At 47.7% G+C, this 15,488-nt stretch carries 18 protein-coding genes and 2 pseudogenes; 5 read left to right on the top strand and 15 right to left on the bottom strand.

Annotation, left to right across the window (positions count from 1 at the left end):
* Nucleotides 1-144 precede the first annotated feature (144 nt).
* The 4 genes from ACFX4U_RS10570 to ACFX4U_RS10555 form a co-directional block, all read right to left on the bottom strand.
* Complete coding sequence (locus ACFX4U_RS10570) at nt 145-1,566, bottom strand: hypothetical protein (RefSeq protein ID WP_313508114.1); 1,422 nt, start codon at nt 1,564-1,566, stop codon at nt 145-147.
* Nucleotides 1,567-2,020: 454 nt separating this feature from the next.
* Nucleotides 2,021-2,479 carry a GNAT family N-acetyltransferase gene (locus ACFX4U_RS10565; protein ID WP_313508113.1) on the bottom strand — a complete coding sequence of 153 codons (459 nt, stop codon included), beginning with the start codon at nt 2,477-2,479 and terminating at the stop codon, nt 2,021-2,023.
* A gap of 37 nt (nt 2,480-2,516) precedes the next feature.
* A complete protein-coding gene (locus ACFX4U_RS10560) occupies nt 2,517-3,020 on the bottom strand; it encodes a DinB family protein (RefSeq protein WP_313508112.1) in 504 nt (167 codons plus the stop codon).
* A 51-nt stretch (nt 3,021-3,071) separates the two neighbouring features.
* Entirely contained in the window at nt 3,072-3,674 is a 603-nt protein-coding gene (locus tag ACFX4U_RS10555) for a helix-turn-helix domain-containing protein (protein ID WP_313508111.1), read from the bottom strand.
* Between the two features lie 43 nt (nt 3,675-3,717).
* Between ACFX4U_RS10555 and ACFX4U_RS10550 the strand changes: the two genes are divergently transcribed.
* Both ACFX4U_RS10550 and ACFX4U_RS10545 read left to right on the top strand, forming a co-directional pair.
* The gene (locus ACFX4U_RS10550; RefSeq protein ID WP_313508110.1) at nt 3,718-4,413 is read left to right on the top strand and encodes a B3/4 domain-containing protein; all 696 of its coding nucleotides are present in this window, start codon (nt 3,718-3,720) and stop codon (nt 4,411-4,413) included.
* A 20-nt stretch (nt 4,414-4,433) separates the two neighbouring features.
* A pseudogene (locus ACFX4U_RS10545) lies at nt 4,434-4,820 on the top strand (dihydrodipicolinate synthase family protein); the annotation flags it as partial.
* Here ACFX4U_RS10545 and ACFX4U_RS10540 read toward each other — a convergent pair.
* From ACFX4U_RS10540 to ACFX4U_RS10505, 8 genes and pseudogenes are all read right to left on the bottom strand, one after another.
* A pseudogene (locus tag ACFX4U_RS10540) lies at nt 4,794-4,988 on the bottom strand (ArdC-like ssDNA-binding domain-containing protein); the annotation flags it as partial. The pseudogenes ACFX4U_RS10545 and ACFX4U_RS10540 overlap by 27 nt on opposite strands.
* Nucleotides 4,989-5,083: 95 nt before the next feature.
* Nucleotides 5,084-5,707: a hypothetical protein gene (locus tag ACFX4U_RS10535; protein WP_313508109.1), complete on the bottom strand. Its 624-nt coding sequence runs from the start codon at nt 5,705-5,707 to the stop codon at nt 5,084-5,086.
* A gap of 81 nt (nt 5,708-5,788) precedes the next feature.
* The gene (locus ACFX4U_RS10530) at nt 5,789-6,097 is read right to left on the bottom strand and encodes a hypothetical protein (protein ID WP_032676630.1); all 309 of its coding nucleotides are present in this window, start codon (nt 6,095-6,097) and stop codon (nt 5,789-5,791) included.
* A 154-nt stretch (nt 6,098-6,251) separates the two neighbouring features.
* On the bottom strand, nt 6,252-6,617 hold the full coding sequence (locus ACFX4U_RS10525) for a hypothetical protein (protein WP_001003975.1): 366 nt from the start codon (nt 6,615-6,617) through the stop codon (nt 6,252-6,254).
* 98 nt (nt 6,618-6,715) lie between these two features.
* Nucleotides 6,716-7,132 (bottom strand): hypothetical protein, encoded by a 417-nt coding sequence (locus tag ACFX4U_RS10520; protein WP_313508108.1) that lies wholly within the window; start codon nt 7,130-7,132, stop codon nt 6,716-6,718.
* 457 nt (nt 7,133-7,589) lie between these two features.
* Complete coding sequence (locus ACFX4U_RS10515) at nt 7,590-7,835, bottom strand: hypothetical protein (protein WP_313508107.1); 246 nt, start codon at nt 7,833-7,835, stop codon at nt 7,590-7,592.
* Nucleotides 7,828-8,718 (bottom strand): integrase domain-containing protein, encoded by an 891-nt coding sequence (locus ACFX4U_RS10510; protein ID WP_313508106.1) that lies wholly within the window; start codon nt 8,716-8,718, stop codon nt 7,828-7,830. The genes ACFX4U_RS10515 and ACFX4U_RS10510 overlap by 8 nt, the downstream gene beginning before the upstream one ends.
* Nucleotides 8,719-9,704: 986 nt before the next feature.
* Nucleotides 9,705-10,802: a hypothetical protein gene (locus ACFX4U_RS10505; RefSeq protein WP_313508105.1), complete on the bottom strand. Its 1,098-nt coding sequence runs from the start codon at nt 10,800-10,802 to the stop codon at nt 9,705-9,707.
* 339 nt (nt 10,803-11,141) lie between these two features.
* Here ACFX4U_RS10505 and umuD point away from each other — a divergent pair, with 339 nt between their 5' ends.
* Together umuD and ACFX4U_RS10495 are read left to right on the top strand one after the other, a co-directional pair.
* On the top strand, nt 11,142-11,570 hold the full coding sequence (gene umuD / locus ACFX4U_RS10500; RefSeq protein WP_058799382.1) for a translesion error-prone DNA polymerase V autoproteolytic subunit: 429 nt from the start codon (nt 11,142-11,144) through the stop codon (nt 11,568-11,570).
* On the top strand, nt 11,570-12,844 hold the full coding sequence (locus tag ACFX4U_RS10495) for a Y-family DNA polymerase (RefSeq protein WP_313508104.1): 1,275 nt from the start codon (nt 11,570-11,572) through the stop codon (nt 12,842-12,844). Before umuD ends, ACFX4U_RS10495 begins: the two co-directional genes overlap by 1 nt.
* A gap of 27 nt (nt 12,845-12,871) precedes the next feature.
* Here ACFX4U_RS10495 and ACFX4U_RS10490 read toward each other — a convergent pair whose 3' ends face one another.
* The 3 genes from ACFX4U_RS10490 to ACFX4U_RS10480 are packed head-to-tail and all read right to left on the bottom strand — an operon-like array spanning nt 12,872 to nt 14,593.
* Nucleotides 12,872-13,663 carry a site-specific integrase gene (locus ACFX4U_RS10490; RefSeq protein WP_313508103.1) on the bottom strand — a complete coding sequence of 264 codons (792 nt, stop codon included), beginning with the start codon at nt 13,661-13,663 and terminating at the stop codon, nt 12,872-12,874.
* Between the two features lie 51 nt (nt 13,664-13,714).
* The gene (locus tag ACFX4U_RS10485; RefSeq protein ID WP_313508102.1) at nt 13,715-14,224 is read right to left on the bottom strand and encodes a M50 family metallopeptidase; all 510 of its coding nucleotides are present in this window, start codon (nt 14,222-14,224) and stop codon (nt 13,715-13,717) included.
* Between the two features lie 15 nt (nt 14,225-14,239).
* The gene (locus tag ACFX4U_RS10480; RefSeq protein ID WP_313508101.1) at nt 14,240-14,593 is read right to left on the bottom strand and encodes a hypothetical protein; all 354 of its coding nucleotides are present in this window, start codon (nt 14,591-14,593) and stop codon (nt 14,240-14,242) included.
* Nucleotides 14,594-15,240: 647 nt separating this feature from the next.
* Between ACFX4U_RS10480 and ACFX4U_RS10475 the strand changes: the two genes are divergently transcribed.
* Nucleotides 15,241-15,417 carry a hypothetical protein gene (locus ACFX4U_RS10475; protein WP_313508100.1) on the top strand — a complete coding sequence of 59 codons (177 nt, stop codon included), beginning with the start codon at nt 15,241-15,243 and terminating at the stop codon, nt 15,415-15,417.
* The last annotated feature ends 71 nt before the right edge of the window (nt 15,418-15,488 follow it).

Raw genomic sequence — 15,488 nt, 5'->3', positions numbered from 1 at the left:
CCTGTTAGGGCGCGGCTGGTAAGAGAGCCTTATAGGCGCATCAGAAAAACCTCCGGCTATGCCGGAGGATATTTATTATGATGTTTTTTTGATGCCTATGCTAAATCTTTTTACTACGGTCTTACCAGAATTAAATCCTGGAGATTATTCTGCAGACTGACTCCTAAAATCCTCTTTAATTTTATTATCGCTGCGCATGAAAAAATAAACCATTGCGGACATAATAATGATAAATCCAGCAGCGACAATCCAGTAACCGGGTCCAAATGGGCCGGGGTTAAGAACCATATACACTAATGAGCCTATTGAGCAAATAACTACGCCAGTGCGTAAAATCCATTGAATGTATTTATTGTCATCATCCTTTAGAAAATGATGTGCAAGCAGCATGACAACCATGATTGCCGGGAAAAGTATCAGGCTAACATCAAGATGTAACATTCTGAATGCAAAACCATAGTCCCCGAGTGGAACATCTTTTGCTGAGTTGTATAAATCGGCTCTGTACTCCTCCAGAAATCCCATACCCGCTACGGTCACGACGATACTACTCCAGGTAAGAAATATTCCGCTGAGAGTGTATTTGGCTGTTTTGCTCAACGTGTGTCCTGGGGATTTTTTTCCGAAAAGAATTGCTCCCATCATAAGCATTCCTCCCATCAAGAAGAATGTGCCAATGGTGAAGTCGCCGAGATCAATCCCAGCAACGCTTTGGCCTCGCGGGGCATAAAAGCCTTTCTCTGTAAAAATGTGCGGAATTTGCATACCGGAGCCACCTAACCCGGAGACGACCATTATAATGATCAATAAAACCAGTCCCAGGATTGCCATCCATTCACCCGTGGCTTTTGCTGATGATGATACACCTGTCATATGGCGGCCATACTTCCAGCTGATAACCGACAAAATAAGACCAATTACGGCAACGACCATCATATCTGAATGCGAACGCAACAAGTTGTCCTGCCATTCTTCTAATGTATAGCCAATTTTTCCGGCATACCATCCCAGAACACCAGGCCAGTCACCAAAATCAAGAATAAAACCAGCCAGGTCGCCAATCAGGGCCGCAATAACAGCAGTTGCTGATGCAGACAGAACCAAATACCAGGTCCGTGATTGTCTGAGCTCCATGTCCCTGGTCAGAATAAGACCTATTGACATGGTGATTAAAATTATATCAAGTGCTATAAAAGCAAGGATCTGATACCAGAGAAATAGTTTGGTATATTCCATTGTTCGGTTAACTGCCCCCCCCGTGACCCCAATAATTATCGTGGCGACAGTGCAGAGAAAAATAATTTTTTTAAACTTTTTATCAAGAGCAAAAACCTGGCTGATAATCAGGGCGGTGATTCCGGCAAGCCCCACCGTCATACCATGGAAATACATTACTCTTGAATAATCAACGGGTGTCGTTCTATCCACAAAGATTGAAAAAGGGTTGGATATAAATACGCTACCTACAGCATACAGGACCAGCAAGATTAAAAGCCATTTAATTACCTGCGGCCATGGATACTTCCCTAATCCTATTTCCGGCAGAGTCTCAGGACGGCTATTCATGTTCAAAGCTCCCACGGTTATGCATGTTTCGATATTGCAATTCATCTGAGTTCATTTACTTCTCCATTTCCCGTCTGGAGGGTTTGGCAGACTCCCGGCATAAAGGTATGTTTGCGCTCTTGCCACTTTTCCTGTCAGTGCCCCCCTCGGCTGTAATCAAAATGAAAACCACTGGATAACGCACCATCAGGCCGTAGGTCGTCGGGTGGTTACGCATAGGTCATCATATTGACCATTGATGATCAAAATATTGACCTGAATCTAGATTTTTAGTTCTGACCGGTCATTACGGCCACAATCACTCTCATTCTGAGGTTCAATCAACTCTCTTGGGGCGAATCAACGACAGAGAAGCTACTTTTGAGGGACGTACAAAGGGGAGTATGGTATGTCGAATCTGGCGGCTGGTACTGGTTACTTGCGAAAGCCACGGAATTCCATTTCCGTCTTGCAATCAAGATTTCGGTTGCTGGTAGATATCCGGGCGGTTGATTTGCCAGACAAAATCAGGTCGATTCAGTGGAGTGTACCCGAGCTTTTCGTATAACCACGGCGCGCTGTCAGTCACCAGCATTATGCGACGAAGACGTGACATTACCGGATGAGCATGGCAGCACTCGATTAACCATCGACCAAGTCCCGTCTTCCGATACGCTTCAAGGACATACACGTCGCAGAGATAGCCAAAAGTGGCATGGTCAGTCACCAGCCGGGCAAATCCTATTTGTTCTGAGCCATCAAGCAGGCCAAAACACAGACTGTTCTCTATTGATAGAGAAACTGTTTCTGCATTGATTCCAGATGCCCAAGATGACTGTGAAAGAAAATCGTGTATGGCGTCAATCTGGAAAAACGCAGGATCTGTCGTCACCGTATAGCGGTCTTTTCTAAAAGTAAGATGCTGATTGTTCACAAGTCAAAATCCTCATGGGTAACTCTGCCAGGCTTTTTTAAAGAGAATCCGCACGGGTTGAGCTCAGCATGGTGGTCAGCAACATTGGAGGCATCGTAAGTCCATTTTTTTCCAGGGACGGACTGCAGGTACTCAGATGGTAACTGGCATGCGTGAGCAAATGCAGCAGAATCTCTTCACGCGTCATATCACCAGGCGCCCCATCGGTAAATGCGAATTGAACACGCTCAGTGGCCGTGTCTGCATTCAGTGACCCGGCATAGTCAATCAGCCAGTCGTTGCTGTTAGCTGCTTCTTGTCTCAGAAGCTGCAGTTCAGGAATGTCATCGCTTACCGTCGACGTAAAACCATGAACTTCTCCGCTCAGGTGAGCGCGGAAAATTTTATCCACGATATGAATATGATTAAGCCAGTATGACCCGGTGCGAACAATCTCAGGCACTGCATCGCATTCAGCAGAAAGTAACAGGTCATAAAAGGCCATTTCCTGAAATTTTTTGAGCTCCATCAGGGTGACTAAAAGACCGGATGGCGTACGCATGATTACATTCTCCTTGTGTTTAAGGACGGTTCATCTCCTGTGGTATCCCACTCAGGATGCTTTTTCGTTGACCGTCATGATGAATTTCAGAATGCTTTCGCCCTGGTTTTCATAGAAGTGGGGAGCATCGGTTCTCGCCGCCGCAGAGTAGCCGGTAATCACCTGAAAAAGGCTGTCCTTCACACCCAATGTCAGCGTTCCGGCCTGGACATAAAGTAGCTCAAGCGTACCCGAAGGGTGTCCTGGCGAAGAAAACTTTTCCCCTGGCTGCATCTCCCACATCCAGAGTTCCGTCATGTCAGGCCCCCCTGAACCGGCAAGCAGCCTGGCGCTTCCGCCCTTTTCTCCCTTCCAGAGTTCAGGGATCTCAGCATCCGCAATAATGTGAACATCAGGCCGGGTGCTGACATCGACAAAGTCGGCCACCGAGACGCCCATTGCAGCAGCAAGACGGCACAACAGCGCAATACTGGGGTTGGCCTTACATCCCTCAATCTCGACCAGCATGCCTTTACTGACATTTGCTCGTCTGGATAACTCGTCGAGCGATAATTTTTTTTGCTTGCGGTACTGCTTTATTCGATGTGACACGGCTTCGTTCACTGTACTAACATCAGCACCGGCACCGGTCACTAAATTGACTTTTTTGGTCATTGGTCGGTATCATGAAATAAATTGGTCATTACAGGATTATCACGTGTTCATTGTCTCTCCGTCAATCGCCCCTGAAATATATGCTGTCGCACCTGATTTTCGGGCGCTCAGTATCTCTGTGCAGGCCGCGCCCGTACTGAATCCTCAGGTTGGTGAATTAGCATTGAAAGAAGCCTGTAAAGCTGTTCTGGCAGGCGCTCCAGAATGGGCAGAATCACATCTTGCCGCATGGGCTGAGGCTTTCCAGGCATTTGGCGCCAAACCCAAACGCACACCCTGCTCGGCTGACGCTCTGCGTAAACGCGTGCTTCGCGACGGTGATATGCCGGCCCTCGATCCGATCGTGGATCTCTATAATGCCGTTAGTCTGCGGTATGCCGTTCCCGTTGGTGGCGAAAATATCGCTGCCTATCAGGGTTCACCGCGTCTGATTGTGGCAAAAGGGACAGAACCTTTTGATACTGTAAAAGACGGTGAACCCGCAGTTGAATATCCGCCACAGGGTGAAGTTATCTGGTGTGATGATGCGGGAATAACCTGTCGCCGATGGAACTGGCGGCAGGGGATCAGAACCCGCCTGGGCGTTGAAGCCCAGCAAATGTGGTTCATTCTGGAAAGCCTGCCGCAGATACCGCTGGAGAAGCTTTATGAAGCCGGGAAGATGTTGACCGACGGCCTTGAAAAAATGATGCCGGGTCTGCAGTTTGACGTTGTGCTCATCGAAGCACAACGCACGTAATATCATTCAGGAGAAAGTTTATGTTCACCGGTTTGTCTGCTTTCCCGTTAACTCCCGTCACCGCCAGCGGCGTGGATGAACAGGGGTTCAGTAAGATTCTGGCTCGCCTTACGGCAGCCCGCGTTGATTCAATGGGTATTCTGGGCTCCACCGGCAGTTATGCATATCTGACCCGGGAACAGCGCAAGCGCATCGGTACTCTGGCGAAACAGCATGCCGGAGACATCCCGGTGATGCTGTGTGTAGGAGCGGTCAGCACCGACGCCATCCTGCGTCTGGCTGAGGATGCACAGTTGGCAGGTGCGGACGCCCTGTTGCTGCCAGCAGTCAGCTATCAGTCACTCCGGTACGAAGAGGTTTTTACCCTTTTTGAGACGGTGACCCGGCAGGTGTCGGTACCGGTTTGTGGCATTCACCGGTAACGCGCTGCCATGTACGTTCTGTGCAGAACGCCACGGCCGGCGCCACGGTGGAACCCCTTTTTCCAGGGCGGCAATGATTTTGTCGGTGACCTGCTGGTAAAGATCGGCTTTCTGAGCCGGCGCGGCCTTACGGCCGCGAATGGATTTGTTCATAAGGATGCAACCTATAAAAAAGGGCGCATCCTCCCCGGGGCGGAAGAATGCGCCACCGGGAGTGGAAAAAAGTCAGAGATAGTCAGTAATACAACCTAGCGGCGGATTCCCGCGTAACGGAAAGAGCCATCAGACATCACCTCGCTGACGCTGCTGCGTACGCTGCGAACCGCACTCTCAAACATCGTGCGATCAGCCGGTTTTGCCCGTTTACAGTCGAGACGTATTACCCTGTCAAGCACAGACAGCGCCTGTGAGCGCCAGCTCAGACGTTCCGCATTCCCTACACAGGCAGGTAAATGCCGGAGAGACTGATCGTAGAGCCAGCGAATATTGCTGCGATATTCCTCCACCAGGACATACACCTTTTCTGGCGGACGGGTCTCCTTACGAATTGTCATACCAGTCCCCAGTGGACCGGCCGATGGCATCATAAAAAGATCGTGGTGTTCGTTCAGAACGGCGTCGAATTTGCTCTGCTCCATAAAGGTCTGAAAAGCGTATTCCTTCCCGGGAATTAACAGGTCTGCATTTTCCGACCAGTTTGCATCTTTCGAGGGATTACAACCTTCCGCCCATGCCCTGAGCCATTCGCCGGGGTTTCGGTCATCCGGAACCCGGATGTATATACCAAGGTTCTTTTCAAGCAGCAGTGGCCTTTGCATACCGCCCTGCTGTGATAAAAGAGGGCGTAATTCGGTTGAGGTAAAGCGAATCATCAGGACTCCTTAAATTAATAAGGAGGAGACCTCCCCTGGAGGGAAGGTCCCTCCGGGAAGTGTTAATCAGTCAGAACTGATTCAGTCGAAACGGTAACGCAGCCAGGCCATCTGCTGCGCCATCTGTCGTCCCGCCCGTAAAGCCTTACGTGCGGAGGCAAACTGACCGGCGCTGGCCAGTTGCTGATACTGCCAGTCACGCGAACTGTAGCCCGTTCTGCGTGAAATGATGGCAGTAAAACCCCCTTCAGACTGAACGACCTCGGCGCGGAAACTGCTGTGACCGCTACGGTTGGTGAACCATTCGGCCTGCTGCTGCCGCATTGCTTCTGAAATGCGGCTGAGGACGCGCGTGGTATGGGTGATAAACAACAGTATTATACTGCTCATGGTTTTCTCCTTAGTTAATGCGGAGAAAACCATCACCGCAGATGCAGGGAGGTTGTCCCCGCATGGGTTGGTACATCAGTTATAAGCTGGCTTCATTCAGAAAACACAACCACCTCCGTATGGAGAAAGTCCCCATAGGGTTCAGTGCTTCACGTCAGAAATCAGCATCGCTGCGTTCCATAGACAGAAAGGCCTCTTCGTCTTTGACTGCGCTTTTGTAGAAATATGTCCAGGCTTCTTTATCAATACCTTCTGCCATGCGGCAGAGGTCGTTAAAGAATGCCTCCCATGATCCCGGTATAAGTTTTCGAACATACAGTTCAGCCAGTTCCCGGGCAACAGAAGCCATATCCCAGACGTAATACGGAAAGCCGTCTTCATCTGTCCCGGTATTTAGGTCAAGGCGGCGAAGCGCTGCGATACTCAGCAGTTCGCCTTCCGCTTTAGCCAGTGCAACTTTGTGAGCATTACGCTCGCTGGCACGGATATGAAAATCTTCGGTGAGAATTAACTCGTTCATAAAGGATTCCTTAAATAGTTGTGGAATCCTGTCCCTGACTGGGACAGAAGTCCCGTTAGGGTGAGAAAATCTTCGACTAATTTCGACTAATAAGGCCGTCAGGCGATGTCTGAGAAATGGGCGCTCTGATAAAACATTTCGCGCAATTGCTCTGTAGCTTCGTCCAGCTCTTTTTCCTCGCGAGACCTGGTTACGCCCTGAAGAAAAGCTGTACTCCAGTGAAAACTGTGAACATCTGTCCCCAGAAGCGTAAGCTCGCTCACTGCTTCTTCGACAAAGGTATGTTTTATGAAGCCATGCTCAGTTGCAAAACCAACTGTATGCGCGACATGTCTGAGAAAAGTCAGGTAATCAGGAAGGCCGTCAGCAGGAACCTGAGGATCTGCGTCGACCATGAGTTTGTTATCCAGACGAACGTTAAGCTGAGTTTTTACGTAATCCACAATGATTTTTGCAGAAGCGCGTGAGTCACAACTCAGTAACGCGAGCGGATTGATCATTCTGGTGTAATGCATGGGTACGATTCCTTATGAAAAAAGGGAACCGTCCCAAAGGGAAAGTATCCCTCAGGGTGAGAATCAGGCCAAAAATGCCGGATGAGTAAATCAGGTGTTTGGTAGTGTGAAGTGAAGTAGAAAAGGACCTTAACCTGTAATCAGGTTCCTGTTTGCAAAGGTTAAACAGGTTTGAACCGCCCGAAAGCGCCATCTCTCAGGTTATGATGGCATTGGCATGTGATTACCCGAAGGCGCCTGTCTCAAATCACTCAGGCATTGGCAGTTGTCAGAGACAACGTTAGCAAATTAAGCGTACACAATTCCCGCACCTCAGGCAATAGTGTCAACGCAAAGATCTTTCCACATTATGGTTTGAACCAGGACGATGAAGCCCTTAACGGGAAAGTCACTACTGCTGATAATATCCTGAGAAAATGTGTCATGTTTAAATTGACCAGAAAAAAGGATCATATTTTTACATTTCATGAGCGTTTTCTTTTTCTCTCAGAGATTTCCTGAAAGTTTCAGACAGTGCGCCACGGATGAAATACAGACAGGCATCAGCACGGGTGAATTTGTCGCCGTAATGCGCATGAACCTCCTGTGAACAGGCCACCTCGTAATGCCCTCTATCGATAATGCGTGAAATCCTTTCCTTCCATCCCAAAAACACACAACTAATAACCAAATCCTCACCAGAAACAAAAAAGCTTTTACTCATTACCCTCAACCTTATTATAAACACGAGCCACGTAATGTCCCCTGCCATCGCCATGTCCCAAATCCATTGATGCCAGAGCCTGTGCCTCTTCTTTAGAGAAACCTTTATTCATATGATAATTCATGACATCAACAGAGTAGGCATAACGTAAACTATGAGGCGCATATTTTCCTGTTAATCCGGATTCACGGACAACATTGCGATAACGTTCAATAGCTGTATGTAATGATGGCTTATCAATCAGCTTTCCATTATTTTCATTCAAGTGTTTAATGGACGCATTGATTGCAGCCAGAGTTGACTCACGATCTAATATCGTTGTATCTCTTGGACGTCCTCCTTTTGTCCCGAATACAACACGTATTTTTTCGTCACCATTGAGTAAAGCTTTTTGCCAGGTACGCAATGATTTAGCCGACTGTACTGTTTCTTCTGTTCTTAGACCGAGTAATCTGGATAGTCTCATTGCACATGCAACGCCATCGTCCTTTTGCTCTACACTCGTCAATACCTGCCGGAAATAAGCATCTGGAATAGCAACCTTAGTTCCATCCCGACTCGTTTCCGAAATACCCAGAGCCTGATTGCTCAGTTTTTCGTGAGAAGGATTTGCCATGAATGTTTTCCCCGCACCCCGTAACAAAGCCCTGATAGCTGCCATTTCGTTCTGAAGTGTGCGTCTGGAAATATCTTCGGAAAGACGACTCTTCATATACAATTCGATATGCCCCGTCTTGATATTTTTAATATCTCTGATTTGAATATTAAGTTTTAATAAACGTTCGGCAAACCTGTCCGCAATTTTCATTCGGTCAGAAACGGTTTTAAAACTTCCCCCTGCCTGCCTGGCAAGCGTTTTAAGATTTTTATTCAGTTTTGCCATCAACAACCCTCCATTTAAACAGGTGTCAGTGCTTTTCCGTCTGCGTGAACGGAAAAGCACTGACACCGGCTGCGCCACAGCTACAGACGATGAATTTCACCCCGACGGCACGGTTTATGGTTGCGCTTCCTGCGTCTCGACAGATATCTGTGCATCGGGGCGGCGAAATGTTGAGTTATTGCGAAGCTCCCCAGGTCTCTGACTTGTTCGCGGTTTGCACCGGGCTGAAATTAATCAGTCTGCTTCCACACACCAGTATGTTGACTGGTGTCGCCATCGATATCGTGTCGATTTTCTCCTTTCAGAATGAAGTCCTTACCCGTTTTTACGGGAAAGACGTTTGGTTGATAAATGAACAAGAAGTGAATGAAGTACGTTTTTAAGGCCCTTAAAACCTTTAAGTACGTGTTGGTCAGTTGGTAAAAAAGTTGTCGAAATGGCAGTGCGTCAGCTCTGCCAGTTATGCGCTGCGCGCGTCACTTGGTACTCGTTTCACTCGTACACAAGTGACGCCGCGCTCCTCTGCTCTCAATGCAGTCGTGGAAGATGCCCAAATGGTCATACCCACGCCGCAAAGTTCGCAACGGCAAGCAGCGTCATAAAGAGTGAAAACGATAAGAAAATTACGGCCAGACAACGGCTACAAGACGTATCTGAAAAACAGATACAGAAGTGAAAGGGACCTTCATCGCCAGATACAAACTGTATGCGATCTTCGTTTTCAAAGGGTAAACGAAGTTACCGCCCGAAGGCGCCACCTCTCAGGTCACGGTGGCATTGGCATGGCGATCACCCGAAGGCGCCTCTCTCAGATCGCCGAGGCATTGGCATGTTGCATACAACGCAACGGTACAACGAGAAAGATATTAGATCGGAGCGTGATCCTTTATCAAGTTTTTATCTGTGACATGGAAGACGAGTCTGCAGGAAACCCTCCAAAATTTGAAGGGTTCCTTTAGCGATTTACACGTAATCAATAGTCACCTTTAGGAAGGATTCTCGACGAAGAACTTATCATAAATATCGTCCAGACCAGTGGCAAGACTGTGGTAAAACTCCGTGTGAAATTCCCCATTACATGAATACTTAATAATCCATCCATATGAAAAGTCTTTCGTTGTATATTCAAGATCTAAAATTGTCACAGAACTACCGAAACGCAATAAACGTATAAGCCTGTTAAATCTGTTTAAATACTCAACTGGATTTATCTCTACATCGTAATTACTTTCTATATGACCTATTCGATCAGCAATGAACCAAGTTTCTGATAACATCCCTTTAATTGTCGATGGAAATAGCCTGCCTGCCATCAAACCATCAACAATCTCCTCTTTTAATGATACGCCCTGGCAGTTTATTTTCGTCCTGACAGAATCCAGAAAATAAAAAATGAATCTTAAATAACCACGACATTTATCATAATTCCATCTCTGGAACTCGCAAACTTCGTATTTTGTAAAAGATACACCATTAACCGTAGATGTATAACTTAATATGAATCCAACATACAACCTAGAATATTGTTCTTCAAGTTTCTCAGCGTTCTCAAAAGATACGTTATTTGCCTTAACCACAGAAACCTTAAGATCAGAATGTCGGAATGATTTCTCCAGCAACAGTAGCGAGAAACCATAGGAATCCTTATACCAGGTGTTATCCCGAGGAGAATATAACTCGTTTGTTTCTCCTATGATCCATTTATAATTAATAGAAAACCAGTCAGCTATCTCCTTAATCATATCCATTGAAAGAATATCAATAAACTTATCCGGATTTCGAAGATGCGATAACTTGATCCCATAACCGGAGAGCATTTTCGCCATATCAACTGTATTGATGTTATGCAATTCAAACAGCGACATAATCCTGTCATATATTCCTTTGATTTTGTTATCAGCTGCTGGTTTCATTTCCATTGAAACCACGCCGTCAAGGATCATATTAATTACCTGAGACAGTGAAACGCCAAGAGTTTCGCTTTGCGATTGCAAATAGGCCTTTGTTTCGGGACGAAGTCGAACTGTAGTTAATTCCTTAACGGATGTATCTTCAAGTTGTGATATGCGATCTTCAGCAACCATGTTCCCCGTTTTGATCAGGCTTTGTAGTAACTGTGTGAATCTGAACATGCCTTCCCTCAAGTCTGCGATTACGTTTCAACGGACATTAACAGATAGAAAAATCAAAATAAAGCATCAGAGTGATTACAATTTGATGAATTTTGCCTTTTTCACTGCTCTCCTGCCTACAACACAAAGAGTCAGTGGTGGGCTGTCAGGCATGTGTTACTCCTTTCTTCCATAGCTAAAATTTCCTGCGCAATAACAGAGGATTACCAATAACTCTGCTGATACAACTTGAAAGCTTCCAAAAAAGATTAATAATACTGTTTATTCATACAGTATTATTTGAGGTTTAGTATGCTTCGTTTTGTCCCAGCAGCGCCCTGCCCCGAGCCCTTTACCGCCCCCCTTTTCACTGAGCGATGCCCTGCCGGATTCCCTTCGCCGGCACAAGATTACGTAGAAGCGGAACTTGACCTGAACGAATACTGTATTCAGCGGAGGGGCTCGACTTATTTTGTACGAGCCATAGGAAACTCAATGACGGACATTGGTCTGCATTCAGGCGATTTGATGATTGTGGATAAGGCAGAATCGGCACGGCACGGCGATATTGTTATTGCTGAGATCGAAGGTGAGTTTACTGTTAAACGACTCCTGCTCACTCCACGTCCGGCCTTGCAACCAATGAATCCTGCATATCCAACATTGTGGCCAGAACCAGAACAGCTACAAATTTTTGGGGTTGTTACTGCCTTTGTCCATAAAACTCGCGGTGCGCAGTAATGTTCGCCCTGGCTGATGTTAACTCGTTTTACGCAAGCTGCGAAAAGGTGTTCAGACCTGATCTACGCAGCGTCCCTGTAGTAGTTTTGAGCAATAATGACGGTTGCGTAATCGCAAGATCGATAGAAGCGAAACGTCTGGGTATAAAAATGGGGGTCCCATGGTTTCAGCTAAAAGATATGAGGTTTACTGCTAGAGTTATCGCTTTTTCAAGTAATTACGAACTTTACGCGAGCATGAGTAACAGGGTCATGGCTCACCTTGAGGAACTTGCACCAAGAGTTGAACAGTACAGCATCGATGAAATGTTCCTTGATATCCGTGGCATCGATAACTGCATGAATTTCGAAGATTTCGGCCGACAATTGCGCAAGTTTGTCCAGAACGGGACCGGGTTAACAATCGGTGTGGGGATGGGTCCAACCAAAACCCTCGCTAAATCTGCTCAGTGGGCATCAAAAGAATGGACCCAGTTCGGGGGAGTACTGGCCCTGACATCAGGTAACCCGATGCGAACGGAGAAACTGCTGTCCCTGCAGCCGGTCGGAGAAATCTGGGGTGTTGGCAGTCGAATAGCCAAAAAGTTGAATACCTACGGCATCACCACTGCGTTGCAGCTGGCCCGCATGAACCCAACCTTTGTGCGCAAGAATTTCACGGTAGTACTGGAACGCACAGTACGCGAATTGAACGGGGAAGCATGCATATCGCTTGAAGAGGCTCCTCCGGCGAAACAGCAGATTGTCTGCAGCCGTTCCTTTGGGGAAAGGATCACAACTTATGAGGCGCTGCGCCAGGCTGTTTGTCAGTATGCCGAGCGGGCAGCTGAGAAATTACGGGGAGAACGACAGTATTGCCGGCACATCTCGGTTTTCGTCAAAACCTCACCATTTGCAGTCAAAGAGACTTATTACGGCAACGTGGCCAGCGAGAAACTACTCCTTCCCACGCGCGATACACGTGACATCATCACCGCCGCGGTAAAGGCTCTGGATCGTATTTTTATAGATGGCCATCGTTATGCAAAGGCCGGTGTAATGCTGAATGACTTTACACCCACCGGAGTTTCTCAGCTTAACCTGTTTGACGAGGTACAGCCGCGCGCAAACAGCGACGACCTGATGAAAGTGCTGGACGGGATCAACCTTTCCGGACTGGGAAAAGTATGGTTTGCCGGACGAGGGATAGCGCCGGAGTGGCAAATGAAACGTGAAATGCTCTCACCTTCTTATACAACGAAATGGTCAGATCTCCCTTGCGCTTCGATTAGATAATTCTAGTAGCTCTGTATATGCACAGGTTTACCGCGCATGTTGAGTAATCTGCTTCATCAAACTTACTGCTTCATCTGCAGGCATCTGAAACTGAACCCGGTGCCTGGCAGCGACATCAAGGGCAAACACCTTCGTGTACACCTCCGTCGAGCTTACTGACTTATGGCCCATCAGGCTCTGCAGCACCTTCAGCGGAATACCGGCGTAAAGCATGTGCATGGCATAGGAGTGACGGAACGTGTGCGGCGTCACTGGTACGGAGAATGTAATGCCATCGGCCGCAGCGGCTTCGACCGCTTCATTCAGCCAGGTCCTGACCGTCCGATCGGTGATCTCCCAGATGCGTGCCTTTTCCATTCTGCCGGTACGTTTATTTTTACGTTCCAGCGGAATTTTCAGCGTGGCCACCATCATCTGCAGCTGGCTGACGTACTGGCTGTCGGACAGCGGGACCAGACGGTGCGCCGGACTGCCGGTGGGCGCACGGCCTGCCGTTCTGGCCGCTTTTTCCGCGCGCTGCTTCAGCGTGGCCAGCCGCACAAACGGGTATGGCGGTGCCAGCGAAAAATCCCCCCGCGTCAGGGCCAGCGCTTCGTTGATGCGCGCGCCAGTGTTCCACAGTGTGGCCAGAAGCATCCTGCGATGCAGATCCGGCACGTAGTGGAGCATGGCGCTCACCTCCGGTGCCAGCAGGTATTTCGGCAGCTCGTCATGCAAAAGAGCCATCTGACGCAGCGCCAGCGCCGCTGGATAGTCGATAGCCACAGGAAGCTGCAGTGACTGGGCAACATATTCGCCTGGCAGACTAGGAAGAGACATCTTCATCAGCATTCCTTTCAACTAAGTAGATGGAACTCGTGTAACAGTTACTCAGGAATTCAGGACTTTCCGCCCCTGAACTATGGCATGCAGATGCTTGAGAATTTTCTGGCCATCTGTTTCCATCATGAAGGGATTTAGGTTAACCAGAGTCAGCATCATCACAATCAACCCGGCAATGACCGTTAGTGGCTGAATACCGGTAAGAGTAAATACTGGTACTGACAGAATCACGGGCAATAATGGACCGGCCAGCGCCGCCGCCATAACTTTCCACCTGGGGGCATCATTCGCATAGTGGTAACTGACACCTCCGTCTGGAAATAACAATCCAAACTTCAGGATAAGTCTGCCCCTTTTGAACCGGAACAACACAGGCTTCCCCACTTGAAAGCGCGTTACCCGAGTTCCCAGCCGCATGGCCATAAGGGCATGTCCGGATTCATGAATAAATGCGTAAATAAAACTGAAGAGATATAAATAAACTGGCAGCATCCATCCAAGACTATCAACGATGTAATGCAGATATTCAAAAGAGAGCAATGGAATTTCTTTAATCATAAATCCCGCCCGCCATTAAATTTGTTTAGCAGCAGCTTTTGCAATTTCATCCACCGCTTCTCTGACCGAAAAAGACAAACTCTGCTTCAGCGAGAAATGTACCCAGTAGCACAGGTGAGATGCCCAGGTCTGACCGTTCTGTCGCGGCTCATAATCCACACTGAAGGCATAGATAATCCTGCCATTCAGATCAAAGCTGGTCGCTTCGCAGTAACGCAGATAAAGCTCGCGTAATTCATCAAAGAATTCTCCCTCTTTGAGCGGGCCCGCTTCTTTGACTGTTTCACGCTGATCCATGAAATGCCCCACAGCTGCTTTTTTGGAAGGAAACTCCCTTCCCCTGATAATCACCTTAGTGGAACGCCCCATCCTTAGCTCCTTAGTTGTTACGCTGCTTTATTGAGAAATCCCGCAACCCGTTTTCATATACATCCGAAAAACACAACCGTACTGATAGCTTCTTCTCTATCGTGTAGATTCAGATCCATAGCTTGATCCGGTATAGGGAACAAAGCTGGTCTTAACGACCAATCGACCCGGGACCAACCGTAAGTTAACGGGGGGCAAATCTGACGAGCAATAATGACTCCATTCGTATCCAAGATCAGCCGCTCAGTCATCCTGACATCATCGTCGTCAGTCGGGAGGTCTTTCCAGCAAATCCAGGCCTGTGTGTATTCGTCTGCGATCAGATCATCTATCAGTTCTTCAGCTTCCAATAACCTAATCTCCTTAATTAAAACCGATCAAATAATCCCTGACCGCAATCATCACCCACTTACGCGCCTGTCCGTCACGCCTGATGACTTTCACTTCCGGTATGGTTTACAGGTTAATTATAAGCAACCATATAGGCACTTCATTAAATTACCGGGTGCACGTTTCCGGGAGATCCGATTTTCTGCCAGATAGTAACTTTCCGGAAGTGTACCACGGTCAGGGAATAAGCGAAGCGGTCTTTTCTGCCCCTGCGCGTCGGGTCACAGGGAAGGTACATAACACAATATCTGGCAGCCATGTCAGATGATGATACTACATCTTGTGTCATGGGGCCGTTGCGCGCCGGAGGGGTTGAAGCAGATCCGGGACAACGGGTTTTCGGATCTCAGAGGAAGAAGAAAAGAATTATTGCATTGAAAGAATTTATTTTTGGTGATTATTGCTTGAAATGTATTATTGCGAAATATGCATGAATAAAAACAATTATTGTTTTGAAAGCTATATTCCCTGCTGCCAGTGGCATTCAGGAAGGCACAGTGAAATC

It is taken from the genome of Kosakonia sp. YIM B13588 (genome assembly GCF_042788165.1).
In the GTDB taxonomy this organism is placed as follows: domain Bacteria; phylum Pseudomonadota; class Gammaproteobacteria; order Enterobacterales; family Enterobacteriaceae; genus Kosakonia; species Kosakonia sacchari.
This window is presented reverse-complemented; position numbering and strand designations above follow the sequence as displayed.